The 15,845-nt window shown below is 61.6% G+C and carries 17 protein-coding genes; 4 read left to right on the plus strand and 13 right to left on the minus strand.

Annotation, left to right across the window (positions count from 1 at the left end):
• Positions 1-72 precede the first annotated feature (72 nt).
• The 10 genes from CH92_RS18350 to CH92_RS18395 all read right to left on the minus strand — a co-directional run bounded on the left by CH92_RS18350 (position 73) and on the right by CH92_RS18395 (position 9,479).
• The gene (locus CH92_RS18350) at positions 73-357 is read right to left on the minus strand and encodes a DUF493 domain-containing protein (protein WP_025243217.1); all 285 of its coding nucleotides are present in this window, start codon (positions 355-357) and stop codon (positions 73-75) included.
• A gap of 61 nt (positions 358-418) precedes the next feature.
• Positions 419-1,576 carry a D-alanyl-D-alanine carboxypeptidase family protein gene (locus CH92_RS18355; protein ID WP_025243218.1) on the minus strand — a complete coding sequence of 386 codons (1,158 nt, stop codon included), beginning with the start codon at positions 1,574-1,576 and terminating at the stop codon, positions 419-421.
• 64 nt (positions 1,577-1,640) lie between these two features.
• Entirely contained in the window at positions 1,641-2,630 is a 990-nt protein-coding gene (locus CH92_RS18360; protein WP_025243219.1) for a septal ring lytic transglycosylase RlpA family protein, read from the minus strand.
• The gene (gene mltB / locus CH92_RS18365) at positions 2,627-3,610 is read right to left on the minus strand and encodes a lytic murein transglycosylase B (RefSeq protein WP_025243220.1); all 984 of its coding nucleotides are present in this window, start codon (positions 3,608-3,610) and stop codon (positions 2,627-2,629) included. Before mltB ends, CH92_RS18360 begins: the two co-directional genes overlap by 4 nt.
• A gap of 47 nt (positions 3,611-3,657) precedes the next feature.
• Positions 3,658-4,761: a rod shape-determining protein RodA gene (gene rodA / locus CH92_RS18370; RefSeq protein ID WP_200869681.1), complete on the minus strand. Its 1,104-nt coding sequence runs from the start codon at positions 4,759-4,761 to the stop codon at positions 3,658-3,660.
• A gap of 38 nt (positions 4,762-4,799) precedes the next feature.
• The gene (mrdA, locus tag CH92_RS18375; RefSeq protein WP_025243222.1) at positions 4,800-6,689 is read right to left on the minus strand and encodes a penicillin-binding protein 2; all 1,890 of its coding nucleotides are present in this window, start codon (positions 6,687-6,689) and stop codon (positions 4,800-4,802) included.
• Between the two features lie 16 nt (positions 6,690-6,705).
• The gene (rlmH, locus tag CH92_RS18380) at positions 6,706-7,173 is read right to left on the minus strand and encodes a 23S rRNA (pseudouridine(1915)-N(3))-methyltransferase RlmH (protein WP_025243223.1); all 468 of its coding nucleotides are present in this window, start codon (positions 7,171-7,173) and stop codon (positions 6,706-6,708) included.
• 7 nt (positions 7,174-7,180) lie between these two features.
• Positions 7,181-7,540: a ribosome silencing factor gene (rsfS, locus tag CH92_RS18385; RefSeq protein ID WP_021209688.1), complete on the minus strand. Its 360-nt coding sequence runs from the start codon at positions 7,538-7,540 to the stop codon at positions 7,181-7,183.
• Between the two features lie 14 nt (positions 7,541-7,554).
• Positions 7,555-8,214, minus strand: a complete 660-nt coding sequence (gene nadD / locus CH92_RS18390; protein WP_025243224.1) for a nicotinate-nucleotide adenylyltransferase — start codon at positions 8,212-8,214, stop codon at positions 7,555-7,557.
• Positions 8,214-9,479, minus strand: coding sequence for a glutamate-5-semialdehyde dehydrogenase (locus CH92_RS18395; protein WP_025243225.1), 1,266 nt, complete (start codon positions 9,477-9,479; stop codon positions 8,214-8,216). The genes nadD and CH92_RS18395 overlap by 1 nt, the downstream gene beginning before the upstream one ends.
• A 265-nt stretch (positions 9,480-9,744) precedes the next feature.
• Between CH92_RS18395 and CH92_RS18400 the strand changes: the two genes are divergently transcribed.
• On the plus strand, positions 9,745-11,064 hold the full coding sequence (locus CH92_RS18400) for a bifunctional DedA family/phosphatase PAP2 family protein (RefSeq protein ID WP_025243226.1): 1,320 nt from the start codon (positions 9,745-9,747) through the stop codon (positions 11,062-11,064).
• 19 nt (positions 11,065-11,083) lie between these two features.
• On the opposite strand, the gene CH92_RS18405 is transcribed toward CH92_RS18400, so the two are convergent.
• The 3 genes from CH92_RS18405 to CH92_RS18415 are packed head-to-tail and all read right to left on the minus strand — an operon-like array spanning position 11,084 to position 12,774.
• On the minus strand, positions 11,084-11,686 hold the full coding sequence (locus CH92_RS18405) for an LON peptidase substrate-binding domain-containing protein (protein WP_025243227.1): 603 nt from the start codon (positions 11,684-11,686) through the stop codon (positions 11,084-11,086).
• Positions 11,687-11,695: 9 nt separating this feature from the next.
• Complete coding sequence (locus CH92_RS18410; RefSeq protein WP_423833192.1) at positions 11,696-12,412, minus strand: LrgB family protein; 717 nt, start codon at positions 12,410-12,412, stop codon at positions 11,696-11,698.
• Positions 12,412-12,774, minus strand: coding sequence for a CidA/LrgA family protein (locus CH92_RS18415; protein ID WP_025243229.1), 363 nt, complete (start codon positions 12,772-12,774; stop codon positions 12,412-12,414). Before CH92_RS18415 ends, CH92_RS18410 begins: the two co-directional genes overlap by 1 nt.
• Positions 12,775-12,958: 184 nt before the next feature.
• On the opposite strand from CH92_RS18415, the gene CH92_RS18420 reads away from it, so the two are divergent.
• The 3 genes from CH92_RS18420 to CH92_RS18430 all read left to right on the plus strand — a co-directional run bounded on the left by CH92_RS18420 (position 12,959) and on the right by CH92_RS18430 (position 15,831).
• Positions 12,959-13,414: a MaoC family dehydratase gene (locus CH92_RS18420; protein WP_025243230.1), complete on the plus strand. Its 456-nt coding sequence runs from the start codon at positions 12,959-12,961 to the stop codon at positions 13,412-13,414.
• A gap of 75 nt (positions 13,415-13,489) precedes the next feature.
• A complete protein-coding gene (locus tag CH92_RS18425; protein WP_025243231.1) occupies positions 13,490-15,169 on the plus strand; it encodes a C13 family peptidase in 1,680 nt (559 codons plus the stop codon).
• 20 nt (positions 15,170-15,189) lie between these two features.
• A complete protein-coding gene (locus tag CH92_RS18430) occupies positions 15,190-15,831 on the plus strand; it encodes an oxidoreductase (protein ID WP_025243232.1) in 642 nt (213 codons plus the stop codon).
• Positions 15,832-15,845 lie beyond the last annotated feature (14 nt).

Consider the following 15,845-nt stretch of genomic DNA (forward strand, 5'->3'; position numbering starts at 1 on the left):
GAATACCCAATTTGTCAAAACCGTACACACCCACTACGACAACCAAGTTTGCCGTCAATGGATAGGCTCTCATCAGAGCACCATATGTACGCGCCCGGTCGCACGTAAATCGACGTGGATCGCCTGCAGTTGCTCGACGCTGGTTGCCGTGATCAGCACCTGCACGGAGAGGAAACGTCCATTGCGGCTGTCGCGCGTCACCAGGGTGGTCTCGTCGAAGTTCGGCGCATGCCGCCGGATCACCTCTACTACCGCCTCGCAGAACCCCTCGCCCGCGTCGCCGATCACCTTGATCGGATAGCGTTCGCAGGGAAATTCTATTTTTGGCGGCTGTGTTTCGCTTTTGCTTTCGGTCATGGCGACGGACTCGTGATCCGCAAGCGCGCCCGGCGGATAACCAAGGCGCGCTCAGGTGGCATCAGTTGAAGAGATTAAAGAAGAACAGCTGAATGCTATCCCAGAAACGACGGAACAGCCCACCTTCCTCCACGGTCTCCAACGCGATCAGATCAGTGCTCTGCAACACCTGACCATCGAGATTAACCTCGACCTTGCCGACCACATCGCCCTGCTGAATAGGCGCTGTCAGCTCAGGGTTGAAGGTCAGGCCAGCCTGCAGCTTGTCCATCTGTCCGCGTGGAAGGGTGAGGGTCAGGTCGTTCGCCAAGCCGGCGCTGACCTGATCCTGTTGGCCTTTCCAGACCCGGGACTTGGCCAGCTCGACACCCTGCTGATAAAAGGTCCGGGTTTCGAAGAAGCGGAAGCCGTAGGTCAGCAATTTTTGCGTCTCGGCGGCTCGGGCCTGCTCACTGTTGGTGCCGAACACGACGCTGATCAGACGCATGCCGTCGCGCAATGCCGAAGCCACCAGGCAGTAGCCCGCCTCCTCGGTATGTCCGGTTTTAAGGCCATCAACAGTCTTGTCGCGCCACAGCAGCAGGTTACGGTTGGGCTGCTTGATGTTGTTCCAGAAGAATTCCTTCTGAGCGTAAATGTCGTAGTGCGCCGGGTCTTCATAAATGATCGCGCGGGCCAGTTTTGCCATGTCGGCGGCAGACGAATAATGTTCCGGGTTAGGAAGCCCGGTGGCGTTCATGAAGTGCGTGTTGCTCATGCCCAACCGCTGCGCCGTGCTGTTCATCAGGTCCGCGAAGGCCTCTTCGCTGCCGGCGATATGCTCAGCCATCGCTACGCTAGCGTCATTGCCAGACTGGATGATGATGCCATGCAGCAGATCGTCGACCGAAACCTGCGTGTTGACCTGAATGAACATCCGCGAGCCGCCGGTGCGCCAGGCCTTTTCGCTGATGGTAACCATGTCGCTGCCGGAGATCTGACCTTTCTTGATCTCCAGGGTGGCGATGTAAGCCGTCATCAGCTTGGTTAGGCTGGCCGGCGGCAGACGCTCATCGCCCGCCGTCTCGACCAACACCTTACCGCTGGCCGCATCCATCAGAACGTAGGATTTTGCCGCCAGTTGTGGCGCTGACGGAATGATCGGCTCGGCCCAGGCTACCGGCGCTACGACCAGCACGGCGAGAAGAAACAGGCGGTGCACGAAGGTGGTGATAGTCATTGTTCTCTCAAAAAATTGATGGGCTAAAGTTGATCGGTGTCGCTTGTCCACGTGACACGCCCCCTCAGTCGTCACGTACTCGCCGGGGGCTTCCCAGATTGGCGAGGCGGACATTCTGTTCGAGCTGCGCGGCTTCATCCACGGAGTCAATCGGTCCAAGGCGCACGCGGTGAAGAATTTGCTCCTGATGAACCACCGAACTTACGAACACCGGCGCGGTAGTCATGCTGCTGAGCTTGTCACGCAGCAGTTGGGCAGCGTCCGGATTGGCAAAGGCACCGACTTGAAGAAACACGCCTGATTTGGCTGCAGCCGCCTTGTCGCTGCGATCGACCTGGACCGGCAAGGTTGCAGCTGCATGCTGCGCTGGCGGTGGCGCGTACTGCTCGACCGGCTGTGCAAGCGAGGCACCGGAGGGTTTACTGGCGACTTTCTGTGGTTGCGCCAGCACCATTGGCACCGGCCGGCCACGCTCGGCCCACCACTGCTCGGGATCGATGCCTTCGACTTTGACCCGTGCCGTCCCGGTTTCCGCGTAGCCCAGCTTTTTCGCCGCCGCGAAGGACAAATCGATGATTCGATCCGAGTAGAACGGACCGCGATCATTGACCCGCAGCACCACTGTCTTGCCATTGTCGAGATTGGTCACCCTCACATAGCTGGGCAACGGCAGCGTCTTGTGTGCCGCACTCATGCCGTACAGATCGTACTTCTCGCCATTGGCGGTCGGCTGGCCGTGGAACTTGGTGCCGTACCAGGACGCCGTGCCAGTCGCTCGATAGTTGCGGCCGTCGCCGAGTGGGTAGTAGGTCTTGCCCAATACCGTGTAGGGATTGGCCTTGAACGCCCCGTTATGGGGCATTGGCGTCGCATCGGGAATACTGGAAACGTCAACGTCCCACCAAGGAGCGCCGTCCTTGTGAGGCCGTGAATAGTCATCGGGGCCGCTCATACCCGCACTCGGAGCAGGCGCTGGTGATTGCGACGTCGGCGAAGAGGAGCAACCGGCAACGAGGGCAGCGACAGCTATCGCCACCAACAAACGAATCCTCATGGCATGCCTCGCGCCTGAACCATCTGCTCGGCGAGCTGCTGCACCGCCAAGGCGTACATCACGCTACGGTTGTAACGCGTGATGACATAGAAATTCGGCAAGCCTACCCAATATTCGTCGCCTTCGACGCCGTCCAGACGGAAGGCCGTCACCGCGGTATCGTCAGCCGTCTGCGCCTCGGCCTGCCATTGCCAGCCAAGCTCACGCAGCTCAGCAGCAGTCTTGACCGGCTCGAGGCCCTCGGTCAGGCCCTGTTCGTATCGCTCACCCTTGACGGTCGCCCGTGCCACCACTGGCGCACCGGTAATCCAACCATGCTGTTTGAAGTAGTTGGCGGCGCTCCCGATGGCATCGACCGGGTTCTTCCAGATGTCGATATGGCCGTCGGCGTCGAAGTCCACGGCATAGGCGCGAAAGCTGCTCGGCATGAATTGCGGCAGGCCCATCGCGCCGGCGTAGGAGCCGGTGAGGGTCAGCGGGTCGACCTGCTCCTCACGCGCCAACAACAGGAACTCCTTAAGCTGCTGACGGAAGAACGGCTGGCGCGGCGGATAATCGAAGCCCAGCGTGGACAATGCATCAATGACGCGATAGTTGCCGGTGTTGCGACCATAAAAGGTCTCGACGCCAATGATCGCTACGATGATTTGGGCCGGCACGCCGTACTCTTTTTCGACGCGCGAAAGCGTGGCCTCATTTTCGCGCCAGAAATCGACCCCCTGTGCGATCCGTGAGTCGGTGATGAAGATCGGCCGGTATTCCTTCCAGGGCTTGACCCGCTCTGCCGGTCGGGAAATGGCGTCGAGGATCGCCTGTTTGCGCTCCGCCTGAGCCAGCATTTCAATCAGCTGCTCACTGGCAAACCCGTAATCCTGGGTCATTTCGCGAACGAACTCGGCGACCTTCTCGCCCTGGTATTCCGCCGCAAAAGCCCCTGGGGTATTGCCGAACGCCCCGAAAAGACCTGCTCCGCAGAGCACTCGTGCCAACCAGCCTCGCCGTAATGGATTCAAGAAATTCACTCTAGTCAAACCTGCGTAATCCACTTGCGATGGGTGTGGATCGACATCAAAACCCCGAACCCCGATAGCAGGGTCACCAATGAAGTGCCGCCAAAACTGATAAAGGGCAACGGCACCCCTACGACCGGCAACAATCCGCTGACCATACCGATATTGATGAAAACATATACGAAGAAGGTCATGGTAAGCGCGCCGGCAAGCAACTTGCCAAACAGCGTCTGCGCCTGAACCGTGATCACCAGCCCCCGCGAGATCAGCAACAGATACACCAGCAGCAAGAGACAGACGCCGACCAGACCGAACTCTTCGGCCAGGACCGCAATGATAAAGTCCGTATGGCTTTCGGGCAAAAAATCCAGATGCGACTGGGTCCCCATCAACCAGCCTTTACCGAACACGCCGCCCGAGCCAATCGCCGCCTTCGACTGGATGATATTCCAGCCGGTTCCCAGTGGATCGCTTTCCGGGTCGAGGAAAGTATGTACGCGCTGCTTCTGGTAGTTATGCAGGACGAAATACCACATGGCGACGGCAATCGGTACCAGCGCAGCAATCGCCCCCAGGATCCAACGCCAGCGCAGCCCGGCTATGAACAGCACGAACGCACCGGAAACCAGTACCAGCAACGAGGTACCTAAATCCGGTTGTTTAAGAATCAGCACAAAGGGCGTCAGGATGAGTCCCAGGCTGACCAGGGTGTGCTTGAACCCAGGAGGCAAGGCCCGAGCGGACAGATACCAGGCCACCGTCATCGGCATGATGATCTTCATGAACTCGGACGGCTGAAAGCGAATCACGCCGGGAATGCTGATCCAGCGAGTCGCCCCCATCGCCGTATACCCGACGAAGTCCACCGCCACCAGCAACGCGACGACGAGCAGATAGCCAAGCGGAACCCAGCGCGCCATGAATCGCGGCTCCAATTGCGCGATGACCAGCAGTGCGCCCAGGCCGATGCCATAAGAGGTGGCCTGCTTGATCAGCAAGTCCCAGTTCTTGCCGCCCGCTGAATAGAGAACGAACAGACTACCGGCCGCCAGCAGCAACAGCAGCAGGAGCAGCACGCCGTCGATATGCATGCGCTGCAGCAGTGTCGCCCGCCGGCGCATCACGTCGGAGGTCGAAAGCGTGCGATCGAATGTCCCGCTCATGGTTTAGACCCCTCGGCTGTCAGCGGGGGCGCAAACGCCGCCTTCAGCTCGCCAGCTTCGTTCAGCAACCAGGCGTCCATGACCTGCTTGGCCACCGGGGCCGCAACACCGGAGCCGGACTCACCGTTCTCGACCATGACCGCTACCGCGATTTGCGGGTCATGCACCGGTGCGAACGCGATGAACAAGGCGTGGTCGCGGTGCCGTTCGGCGAGCTTGTCGCTGTCGTATCGCTCGCCCTGCTTGATGGCGACCACCTGTGCGGTACCGCTTTTACCGGCGATGCGATAGTGAGCCGTATCACCGACCTTCTTTGCTGTGCCGCGCGCGCCGTGCAACACTTTTTCCATACCGCCGATCGCGGCATCCCAGTAGTGCGGGTCACGCAACCGAATGTCCGGCATCGGATTCGGATCAACGGGCGATACGCCCTCGATGCTCTTCGCCAGATGCGGGCGAATCCACTTGCCGTGATTCGCCATCAGCGCGGTCGCCTGGGCCAGTTGCAGCGGCGTGGCCTGCATGTAACCTTGCCCGATCCCCAAAATGACGGTTTCGCCGGGATACCAGGGTTGGCGGTAACGCGCACGCTTCCATTCACGTGAAGGCATCAAGCCGGCAGTTTCCTCGAACATATCCAGCGCCACACGTTGACCGATGCCGAAGCGGGTCATGTATTCGTACATCCGGTCGATGCCCATCTTATGGGCCAAGTCGTAGAAATAGGTGTCGTTGGAACGATAGATCGCCGTCTCCAGGTTCACCCAGCCGTCTCCACCCCGGTTCCAGTTACGATACTTGTGCTTCACGTTCGGCAGCTGAAAGAAACCGGGATCGAACACTTTGGCTTCTTCGGTGGTGACACCGGAGTCGAGACCGGCAATCGCCATCATCGGCTTGATCGTCGAACCCGGTGGATACAAGCCGCGCAGCACGCGGTTGAACAACGGCTGGTCGATCGAATCGCGCAGTTCGCCGTACGCCTTGAAGCTGATGCCCGTGACGAACAGATTGGGATCGAAGCTCGGTTGACTGACCATCGCCAGCACTTCACCGGTTGCCGGCTGCAACGCCACGATAGCGCCTCGACGCCCGGCCAGCGCGGCCTCGGCCGCTTTTTGAAGTTCTAAATCGAGCGTCAGCGTGATGTCCTTGCCAGGAATCGGATCAGTGCGCTTGAGCACCCGCAACACGCGCCCGCGAGCGTTTGTTTCGACTTCTTCGTAGCCCACCTGCCCATGCAAAGAGTCCTCATAAAAGCGCTCGATGCCGGTCTTGCCGATATGGTGGGTGCCGCTGTAATTGACCGGATCGAGCTGCTTGACCTCCGCCTCGTTGATCCGGCCGACGTAGCCAACCGAGTGCGCAAAATGCTCACCCTGCGGATAATGCCGAACCAGCTGCGCCGCGACCTCGACGCCGGGCAGGCGGAACTGATCCACGGCGATGCGAGCGATCTGTTCCTCAGACAACTCGTACATAATCGGCACCGGCTCGAATGGCCGGCGCCCCTGTAGCACGCGCTTTTCGAACAGCTCGCGCTCCTCGCTCGACAGTTCAAGCACTTCGACCACGGTATCCAGCGTCTTGCGCCAATCTTCCGCGCGCTCGCGAGTGACCGTCAGACTGAAGCTCGGGCGGTTGTCGGCGATGATCTTGCCGGCCCGATCGAAGATCAGTCCACGGTTGGGCGGAATGGGTTGGACATGGACGCGGTTGTTTTCCGAGAGCGTCGAATGGTACTGGTACTGGATGACCTGAAGGTAATACAAACGCGCAATCAACAGGCCGATCAGCAGCAATACCATCGCCGCGCCCACAAGCACGCGCTGACGCACCAAACGGGCGTCTTTTTCATGGTCCTTGAGGGGAATCGGCTGGGACATCTTGGGTTTGGCTGTACTACTTGTGGTAAGGGTGACCCGACAGCAACGTCCAGGCGCGATAAATCTGCTCGCCGATGAGGATGCGCACCAGCGGATGTGGCAAGGTCAGCGGCGAAAGCGACCAGCGCTGCTCACTGCGCGCACAAACCTCGGGCGCCAACCCTTCCGGCCCGCCCACCATCAGGTTGACGTTGCGCGCATCGAGGCGCCAGCGCTCCAGTTCGGCGGCCAGCTGCTCGGTGCTCCACGGCCGTCCCGTCACTTCCAGCGTGACGATTCGTTCACCGGGCTGGACCTTCGCCAGCATGGCCTCGCCTTCCTGACGAATCAACCGCGCCACGTCGGCATTCTTGCCGCGCGTGTTAAGCGATATTTCATGCAGTTCCAGCGGCAGCTCGGATGGAAGACGCTTGGCATATTCGTGCCAACCGTCTTCGACCCAACGCGGCATCTTCGAGCCCACCGCGATCAGCTTGATCCGCATGGATCGCTTATTCCTGCTCGCCTGCGTGCTGCGCGCGACTCTGCTCGGCACCCTGCCAGAGACGCTCGAGATCGTAGAACTGGCGAGTCGGTACCTGCATCACATGCACCACCACATCACCCAGATCCAACAGGGCCCACTCACCGCCATCCAGGCCTTCACTGCCGAGCGGACGCACGCCCTGCTCCTTGACTTTCTCCAGCACGTTGTCGGCCAGCGACTTCACGTGACGGCTGGAGGTACCGCTGGCGATCACCATGAAATCGGTGACACTGGTCTTGCCGCGCACATCGATGGTGGTGATGTCGGCGCCTTTAAGATCTTCCAGGGCGCTCACGGCGAGCTGGACCAACGAATCATTTTGCATAGCTTGAAACAACCTCAGTTCGACGCCCGGTACAGTCCGTGCGCGTTGATATAAGCCAGTACGGCGTCGGGGACCAGGAAACGGACCGACCGGCCACTGGCCAGAAATTGACGAATTCGCGTTGCCGACACCTCGAGCGGTGCTTGCCAGACGAAAGCGATTTGTCCACCGCGGCCGGAAAGCGCCAGCGGATCGTTCACGCTGCGTGCCGCGAGCAGGTCACGCAGCGCTTCCGGCGCCTCACTGTCGGCATCCGGCCGTTGCATGACAAGGATGTGGCAGTGCTCGAGCAGCTCTTCCCAGCGATGCCAGCTGGGAAGCCCGCAAAAGGCGTCCCAACCGACGATAAGGAAAATCTGATCGTCGCGCTCCAGCTCTCCACGCAGCGACTCCAACGTGTCGAGGGTGTACGACGGCTTGTCGCGCTCCAGCTCGCGCGCATCGACCGCGAGCTGGGGCAGGTCCTGCACTGCCAACCGGACCATGGCCAGACGGTCCTGTGCAGAGCTGTTAGGTGTTTCACGGTGTGGGGGGCGAAAATTCGGAACCAGACGAACCTCGTCCAGCCCCAGCGTTTCGGCCACTTCCAGCGCCCCGCGCAAGTGCCCTATGTGCACCGGATCGAAGGTACCGCCGAGAACGCCGATGCGCCGTGGCGCGCCAGTAGCGCTCATCAAGTACGCACGTGGCCGTCGCCAAACACCACATACTTTTCGCTGGTCAGCCCTTCCAGGCCAACCGGGCCGCGCGCGTGAAGCTTATCGGTAGAAATGCCGATTTCTGCACCTAGCCCGTACTCGAACCCGTCGGCGAAACGGGTGGAGGCGTTAACCATCACTGATGCCGAGTCGACTTCGGTGATGAAGCGGCGAGCATCCGTGAAGTTTTCCGTGACGATCGCGTCGGTGTGCTGCGAACCATAGCGGTTGATGTGCTCGATCGCCTGGTTAAGAGAGTCGACCACCCTGATCGACAGAATCGGTGCGTTGTATTCGGTGGCCCAATCCTCTTCACTGGCAGCCGCCACGTCGACACCGAGCAGCTCGCAGCTCCGTGGACAGCCGCGCAGCTCGACACCCTTGTCGCGATAGATGGCGGCCAGTGGCGGCAGCACTCGCGCCGCGATGGCACCATGCACCAGCAACGTCTCCATGGTGTTGCAAGGCGCGTAGCGTTGGGTCTTGGCGTTGTCGGCGATGCGAATGGCCTTGTCGACATCGGCTGCCTGATCGATGAACACGTGGCAAATGCCGTCCAGGTGCTTGATCACCGGCACCTTGGCGTCGCGGCTAATGCGCTCGATCAGGCCCTTGCCGCCGCGCGGCACGATGACATCAACATATTCAGGCATGGTGATCAGCGCGCCAACGGCGGCACGGTCGGTGGTCTCAACGACCTGTACCGCTGCTGCCGGCAACTCGGCCTCGGCCAGCCCCAGCTGGATGCATCGGGCAATCGCCTGGTTCGAATAAATCGCTTCCGAACCGCCGCGCAGAATGGTCGCATTGCCAGACTTCAGGCAGAGGCTGGCAGCATCGATGGTCACGTTCGGCCGCGACTCGTAGATGATGCCGACCACGCCCAGCGGCACGCGCATCTTGCCGACCTGAATACCTGAAGGCAGATAGCGCATGTCGCGAATCTCGCCGATGGGATCGGGCAGGGTCGCCACCTGACGCAGCCCTTCGATCATGTCGTCGATGCGCGCCGGGGTCAGCGCCAGTCGATCGAGCATGGCCTCGTCCAGGCCATTCGCGCGCCCTGCCGCGAGGTCTTGCTGGTTGGCTGCCACCAACTCTTCGCGCGCGGCATCGAGCGCGGCGGCGGCGGCGTGCAGCGCCCGGTTCTTCTGCGCGGTGGTGGCACGTGCAAGCACACGCGACGCCTCGCGCGCGGCGCGACCGAGGCGGGTCATGTAGTCGAGTACGGACTCGGTCATGGTCTGGCTGGCCTGATGGAGGGAAAGCCGCTGATTATAGCCGCCAAGAACCCTCCCGCACAGCGGTGCCGGGCGAATGGCCGTAACGCACCGGATGCACGTGGAACAACCACTGCCCGCAGCGGTAACAATGCGCAGCCAGGCAACGCGGGATCAAGCCATCGGTCGGGAACCATTCGCCACCACGTCCAGCATTATCATGGTTAAGGTTGAAACCGGCGCGCCAGCTGCCGGGTCGAAACCGTCTCGATTCAAGGAAAAACCCATGCCCGAATGGCTCATCGCTCTGAATAGCTGGCTCGCTGAGAATCCGCAATGGCTGGGTCTGAGCCTGTTCCTGGTGGCTTGCCTGGAATGCTTGGCCGTGGTCGGCCTGCTGATGCCTGGCACCGTGATGGTGTTCGCCATCGCTGTGCTCGCCGGCAGCGGGGTGCTGAGTCTTGGCGAGACGTTGCTGCTGGGCTACGCCGGGGGCCTGTTGGGCGATCTGCTGTCTTACGGCCTGGGCCGGCGTTATCACCAGAACATTCGCAGCATGCGCGGCCTGCGCGACCATCCCGAATGGCTGACCCGCGCCGAGCTGTACTTCGAGCGCTACGGTATCGCCAGCCTCCTTGTAGGCCGCTTCATCGGCCCGCTGCGCCCCATGCTGCCACTCACGGCAGGGATGCTCGACATGCCTTTCGGGCGCTTTTTCCTGGTCAGCCTGATTGCCGCTGCGGGCTGGTCGATGGCCTATCTGCTGCCGGGCTGGACGGCCGGTGCCGCCGTGCGACTGCCTTTGCCGGACGGCTTCTGGGGCGAAGCAGGCATTGTTTTGGCAGCGTTGCTGCTGCTCCTCGGCAGTGTGGTGCATTGCAGCCTGCATCAGATGCGCTGGGTCACGCCGTTGGCCGCCGGTCTCAGCGCCGTCATTCTGATCGGCCTGTTCTTCGGCTGGCCTTATCTGGTGGAGTTCGACGAAGGCCTGATGAAAGTTGTCCAAGGCGAGCGCAGCCCGATATTCGATCGTTTCGTAGTCGTAGTCACACGCGCCGGCGATTTCCATACCCAGCTCTGGGCTGCGGTATTGTTGAGCCTGTTGCTAATCGTGGTGAAGCAATGGCGTGCGGCGGCGTTCGCCATCCTCACGCTGCTGGGCACGGCAATGGCCAACGGCGCGCTGAAGGCGACGTTCGGGCGGGTCCGCCCGGAAATCCTGCTCGAACCCCTGCACAGCTTCAGTTTCCCCAGCGGTCATAGCTCGGCGGCATTCGCGTTCTTTCTCACTCTCGGGGTCCTTGCAGGGCGCGGCCAGCCACCGCGCCTGCGCCTCGCCTGGGTGCTGCTGGCGGGACTGCCGGCAACCGCCATCGCGTTGTCACGAGTCTATCTGGGGGTGCACTGGCCGACCGACGTGATCGCTGGCGCGGTTCTGGCCGCCACTATTTGCGCCGCAAGCCTGACCATCGTGCAATGGCGCGCACCGATGAACGCACTTTCGCCCAAGGTGTGGTGGCTGATTCTACCCGCAACCCTGGGCCTGATCGGCGCGTTTTCGATCTGGGCATTGCCAGGCGCCTTATTGCTGTATCGCTATCAGTAGCCTACCGGCAACCGCGACCCTACTCGTCGTCGCTATCGACTGCGTCGCCCTGTAATTGCTCCAGCCAATGCTGAATGCGCTGCAGTTGCAGCGGTGCATCGTCCAACTGCAGCAGTTCGACCTTCTGTTCCGGCTGGAACGGCAACAGATAGGCCAGCTGGTGCGCCAGGGAACGCTGCCCCTGCACGGTGCCGCCCATACCCAGGGATTCGACCAAGGGATGTTGCCCGAGAGCCTCCAGCAGAATCGCCAGATCAGCGTGTTCGTCACCCAGGGGCAAATCGTCACCTTCGTCGCGCCAACTGATCTCGGCCACGGTCAACTGATCACGCTGCACCTGCGCCGATAGCACATCGAAGCGACGGCCGCCCTCGACCCGGATGCCCAGCAAACCGTTGGGCCGCTGCTGCCAGTCCCGTATCAGCGCCTCGCAACCGGTCAAGGCGTATTCGGTCGCGGCCAGGCCCACCTCGCTGCCCTCGATGAGGCGGACTACACCGAAGCCATGTTCGCCTTTCAAGCAGTTGCTGACCATGTCCAGATAACGCGCCTCGAATATCTGCAGATCAAGGGTGCAACCGGGAAACAACACGGTATCGAGCGGAAACAACGGCAACTTCATGCGGACTCCTTATGACAACAGCAACACAGCCAGCGGTAGCAGCACCGCCGTCATCACGCCCATCAGACTCATCGACAACGCCGCGAAGGCACCACACTCGTCGCCTTCCTGCATCGCTTGTGCAGTGCCCACCGCGTGGGCGGTCAGGCCCAGCGCCATGCCTCGTGCCGCAGGATGCTGAACGCCAAACCGGCGCAACAGTTCCGGACCGACGATCGCGCCGATGATGCCGGTGATCATCACGAACACCGCCGCCAGCGCCACCACCCCGCCGATCTGCTCGGCCACCAGCATGGCGATGGGCGAGGTCACGGACTTCGGCGCCAGGGTCATGAGAATCATCTGATCAGCCCCGAAGGCCCAGGCCAGGGCCATGCCCAGCGCCGTGGCGCCGGTACCGGCCAACAGCAGGGTAAGCATGATCGGCCCGAACAGCTCACGGATGCGCCGCAAATTGAGATACAACGGCACTGCCAGTGCCACGGTGGCCGGCCCGAGCAGCACGGTGAGCATCTGCGCGCTGCCGCGATATTCGTCGTAGCTGAGGCCGCAGGCCAGCAGGATGCCGATGACCATGAGCATCGATACCAGTACCGGTTGCAGAAACACCCAGCGGGTCTTTTCGTAGGCGGCATAAGCCAATTGAAAGGCCGCCAGGGTGATCGCCACGCCAAACAGTGGATGATGGATTACGGCGTCCCAGGCCGCCTGCCATTGCACTGTCATCATGCTCGGCCCGCCTTGCGTTGCTGGCGACGAATCAACGCCTGCATCAGCCAGCCGGTAAATAACAGCGACACCAGCAGCGAAAGCACCAACACCCCGACGATGGCCCAGAAATCATCCAGAATCGCCTCGGTATAGGCGATCACGCCCACGGCTGGCGGGACCAGCAGCAGCGGCAGATAACGCAACAAGCTCCGGGCCGCCAACTGCAGCGATTCGCTGGCCTGGCCGCGTGCCAATAGCGCCAGAAACAGCAGCAGAAGCCCGATGATTGGCCCAGGCAGTATCGGCAAAACCATCACGTTGAGCGCGGTGCCGAGCAGTTGGAACAGCACCAGCCAGGTTAGCCCGCGTAGCAGCATGAACGTCTCCGAAGCAAAAGAAGCGCAATTATAGGCATCTCCCCACAACGAAACCTGCTGCGTATGCCGGCCCTGCCTATGACCCGCCATTCGCAACAGCATGCGTGCTTGATTCGCCACTAGGCGCATGCTGATCTAGCCGTCCGCGCTGTACCGAATAAAACAACAAACGCCCGGAGGACATATGCCGCAGGTACCCGTAGCAGAACTCAAGGACTACATTGGCAAGGAGCTCGGCCGCTCCGAATGGTTCACCATCGATCAGCAGCGAGTCGACCAGTTTGCCGATTGCACCGGCGACCACCAGTTCATCCATATCGATCCAGAGAAGGCCGCGCAGACCCCTTTTGGCGGGACCATTGCGCACGGCTATCTATCGCTGTCGTTGCTGCCGATGCTGATGGAGAGCCTCATGGTCAGACCCGAAGGCACCAAGATGGGCGTCAATTATGGACTCGACAGCCTGCGCTTCATTCAGCCGGTCAGAGTCGGCTCACGGGTGCGCGTGGCGGCGACATTGCTCGACGCCTACGAGAAGAACCCGGGGCAGTGGCTGCTCAAAGGCCGCGCGGTGATGGAGATCGAAGGTGTAGAAAAACCCGCCTACATCGCCGAAACCCTGGCGCTCTGCATTGTCTGATTCGACGGGGTGCGCCATTGCCGCACCCCGCCTGGTTTGCGGCATACTCCCGGCATCGCCTTTCTGGATCGCCGCATGCGCCACCTCGCCCCGTTTCTGCTCGCCTTTCTCCTGACCGCCTGCGGTGACGGCGAGCCCTTGCTGCCCGCCGATGCCGTGCTACCGGACGGCGGGCGCTACCGCGGCGAGGTCGTCGATGGGCTGCTGCAGGGCGAAGGACGAATCGACTACCCCAATGGCAGCCACTATCGCGGCGCGTTCCGAGACGGTCAGTGGTACGGCCAGGGCATCTGGCAAGGCGCAAATGGTGACCGCTATGAAGGCGAATTCAAGCAGGGGCTGTTCGACGGCCAGGGCCGTTTCAGCTACGCCACGGGCGGCGTATACGAGGGACACTTTCTGCGCGGCAGCCTCAACGGCCAAGGGCGCTATACCGAGCCGGGGTTGAGCTACGAAGGTGAATTCCAGAACGACCTCTACCACGGCACCGGCAAACTGCAGAGCGCGGATGGGGCGACGTACGACGGCGAATTCGTCGAAGGCCAGCCTTATGGCGAAGGCATCCGCCGCGACGCAAGCGGCGAGTTCAGCGGCACTTTCATCAACGGCCGCCTGAACGGTGACGGCGTCTTTCGCGGACGCGACGGTGAACATTATCTAGGACAGTTCCAAGATGACCAGTTCCACGGCCAGGGCCGTTACGAAGAGGTCAGCGGCGATGTTTGGAAAGGCACCTTCAAATACGGCGAACTGAGCGGCGAAGGCGAATACGTCGGCATCGACGGCACGCGTTACAACGGCGGATTCAAGCGCTGGCAATACCACGGCGAGGGCGTCCTCCAACAGCCGGACGGTAGCCGCTACACAGGGCAATTTCGTGCGGGCCGGCTTGATGGGCCGGCCACGCTCGCCCGCGCTGACGGCACGACACAGAGCGGCACCTGGCGCGCCGGTCGCCTGAGTCATGACGTTGCCGGCAAGCAACTGCCCGATCCGCTGGAAATCGGCCTGTTGCGCCAAGGGCAACTGCTCAAAGCGGCCCTCGACGCGGTACCGGCATCGACCCCCGCGGCTGAACTCTACAGCCTGACCATGGCCGGCGATGGCCAACAGAGCGTGTTCCTGCGCGAAGTGGACTATGTCGACCAATTGTTGGCCGGACGCTTCGCCGCCCACGGCCAGATCACCCTGGTCAACCACCGTGATCATCTCTCCGATCGACCGCTGGCCACTCGCGAGAATCTGTCACGCTCCATCCAGCAGCTGGCCGAGCGCAGCGGCGAGGAAGATCTGATCTTCATCTACCTGACCAGTCACGGTTCCGCCGACCATCAGCTGGTACTGGCACAACCCCGAGTCGCGCTCGAGGACCTGCCCGCGGCGGACCTGGCGACGCTGCTGGTACCACTCGCCGAGCGAAACAAGGTGGTCGTGATCTCGGCCTGCTATTCAGGTGGTTTCATCGAACCGCTGAAAAGCCCGCACACCCTGGTGATTACCGCCGCTCGCGCCGACCGGGTGTCGTTCGGCTGCTCCGAGGAAAGCGACTTCACCTATTTCGGCCGGGCTCTGTTCGCCGAAGCCCTGCAAGAAACCAAAGATATTGTGGAGGCTTTCACGCTGGCACAGGCGAGGGTTGCCGAACGCGAACAAGCCGACCACTATCAGGCTTCGGAGCCTCAAATATGGGCACCGGAACAGGTTGTCGAACACTGGCGGACGCTGAACCAACAACAGCTGACGCCAACCGACTGATCGTTACAGGAAGCCAAACCATGTATCTGACGCCACAGCGCATTTTGCTTGCCGGCGCCACCGGGCTGACCGGCGAGCATCTGCTTGACCGCCTGCTCAACGAACCCACAGTGGAGAGCGTGCTGGCACCCAGCCGCAAACCTTTGGCCAAGCACTCACGGCTCGAAAACCCGGTCGGTCAGTTGCAAGCGCTGTTGCCACAGCTGGCAGGTGAAATCGACACCGCGTTCTGCTGCCTGGGCAGCACCATCAAGGAGGCCGGAAGCCAGGACGCCTTCCGCGCCATCGATCATGATTTGGTCGTGGCGTTCGCCAGACGCGCCCGCGAGCTGGGCGCGCGGCATTTGCTGGTCATCAGCTCATTGGGCGCCAACACGGACAGCTCGATTTTCTACTGCCGGGTCAAGGGCGAGATGGAGGCGGCGCTGCGCGCGCAGGACTGGCCGCAACTGACCATCGTCCGCCCATCGCAGTTGCTGGGGCCGCGCATGGAGGTGCGCCCGGTGGAACGGCTGACGGCTCCGCTCTCTTATCTATTGCCGGGCAAGTACCGCGGCATCGCCGCCTGCACCCTCGCCCGCGCACTCTGGCGGCTGGCGCTGGAGGAAGGCGACGGTACGCGAATAGTCGAGTCGGACGAATTGAGGCGTCTGGGAAAATAGATGGCAGGCAAAAG

Origin of the sequence: Stutzerimonas stutzeri (assembly GCF_000590475.1) — a bacterium.
Classification (GTDB): Bacteria; Pseudomonadota; Gammaproteobacteria; order Pseudomonadales; family Pseudomonadaceae; genus Stutzerimonas; species Stutzerimonas stutzeri_D.

Excerpts from the sequence above, each read along its gene's own strand:
- CH92_RS18420 (WP_025243230.1), top strand. The coding sequence starts at position 12,959 with ATGCCGCAGGTACCCGTAGCAGAACTCAAGGACTACATTGGCAAGGAG.
- CH92_RS18360 (WP_025243219.1), bottom strand. The coding sequence starts at position 2,630 with ATGAGGATTCGTTTGTTGGTGGCGATAGCTGTCGCTGCCCTCGTTGCC.
- mrdA (WP_025243222.1), bottom strand. The coding sequence starts at position 6,689 with ATGTCCCAGCCGATTCCCCTCAAGGACCATGAAAAAGACGCCCGTTTG.
- nadD (WP_025243224.1), bottom strand. The coding sequence starts at position 8,214 with ATGAGCGCTACTGGCGCGCCACGGCGCATCGGCGTTCTCGGCGGTACC.
- rlmH (WP_025243223.1), bottom strand. The coding sequence starts at position 7,173 with ATGCGGATCAAGCTGATCGCGGTGGGCTCGAAGATGCCGCGTTGGGTC.
- CH92_RS18400 (WP_025243226.1), top strand. The coding sequence starts at position 9,745 with ATGCCCGAATGGCTCATCGCTCTGAATAGCTGGCTCGCTGAGAATCCG.
- rsfS (WP_021209688.1), bottom strand. The coding sequence starts at position 7,540 with ATGCAAAATGATTCGTTGGTCCAGCTCGCCGTGAGCGCCCTGGAAGAT.
- CH92_RS18415 (WP_025243229.1), bottom strand. The coding sequence starts at position 12,774 with ATGCTGCTACGCGGGCTAACCTGGCTGGTGCTGTTCCAACTGCTCGGC.
- CH92_RS18395 (WP_025243225.1), bottom strand. The coding sequence starts at position 9,479 with ATGACCGAGTCCGTACTCGACTACATGACCCGCCTCGGTCGCGCCGCG.
- CH92_RS18405 (WP_025243227.1), bottom strand. The coding sequence starts at position 11,686 with ATGAAGTTGCCGTTGTTTCCGCTCGATACCGTGTTGTTTCCCGGTTGC.
- CH92_RS18410 (WP_423833192.1), bottom strand. The coding sequence starts at position 12,412 with ATGACAGTGCAATGGCAGGCGGCCTGGGACGCCGTAATCCATCATCCA.
- CH92_RS18430 (WP_025243232.1), top strand. The coding sequence starts at position 15,190 with ATGTATCTGACGCCACAGCGCATTTTGCTTGCCGGCGCCACCGGGCTG.
- rodA (WP_200869681.1), bottom strand. The coding sequence starts at position 4,761 with ATGCGCCGGCGGGCGACACTGCTGCAGCGCATGCATATCGACGGCGTG.
- CH92_RS18355 (WP_025243218.1), bottom strand. The coding sequence starts at position 1,576 with ATGACTATCACCACCTTCGTGCACCGCCTGTTTCTTCTCGCCGTGCTG.
- CH92_RS18350 (WP_025243217.1), bottom strand. The coding sequence starts at position 357 with ATGACCGAAAGCAAAAGCGAAACACAGCCGCCAAAAATAGAATTTCCC.
- CH92_RS18425 (WP_025243231.1), top strand. The coding sequence starts at position 13,490 with ATGCGCCACCTCGCCCCGTTTCTGCTCGCCTTTCTCCTGACCGCCTGC.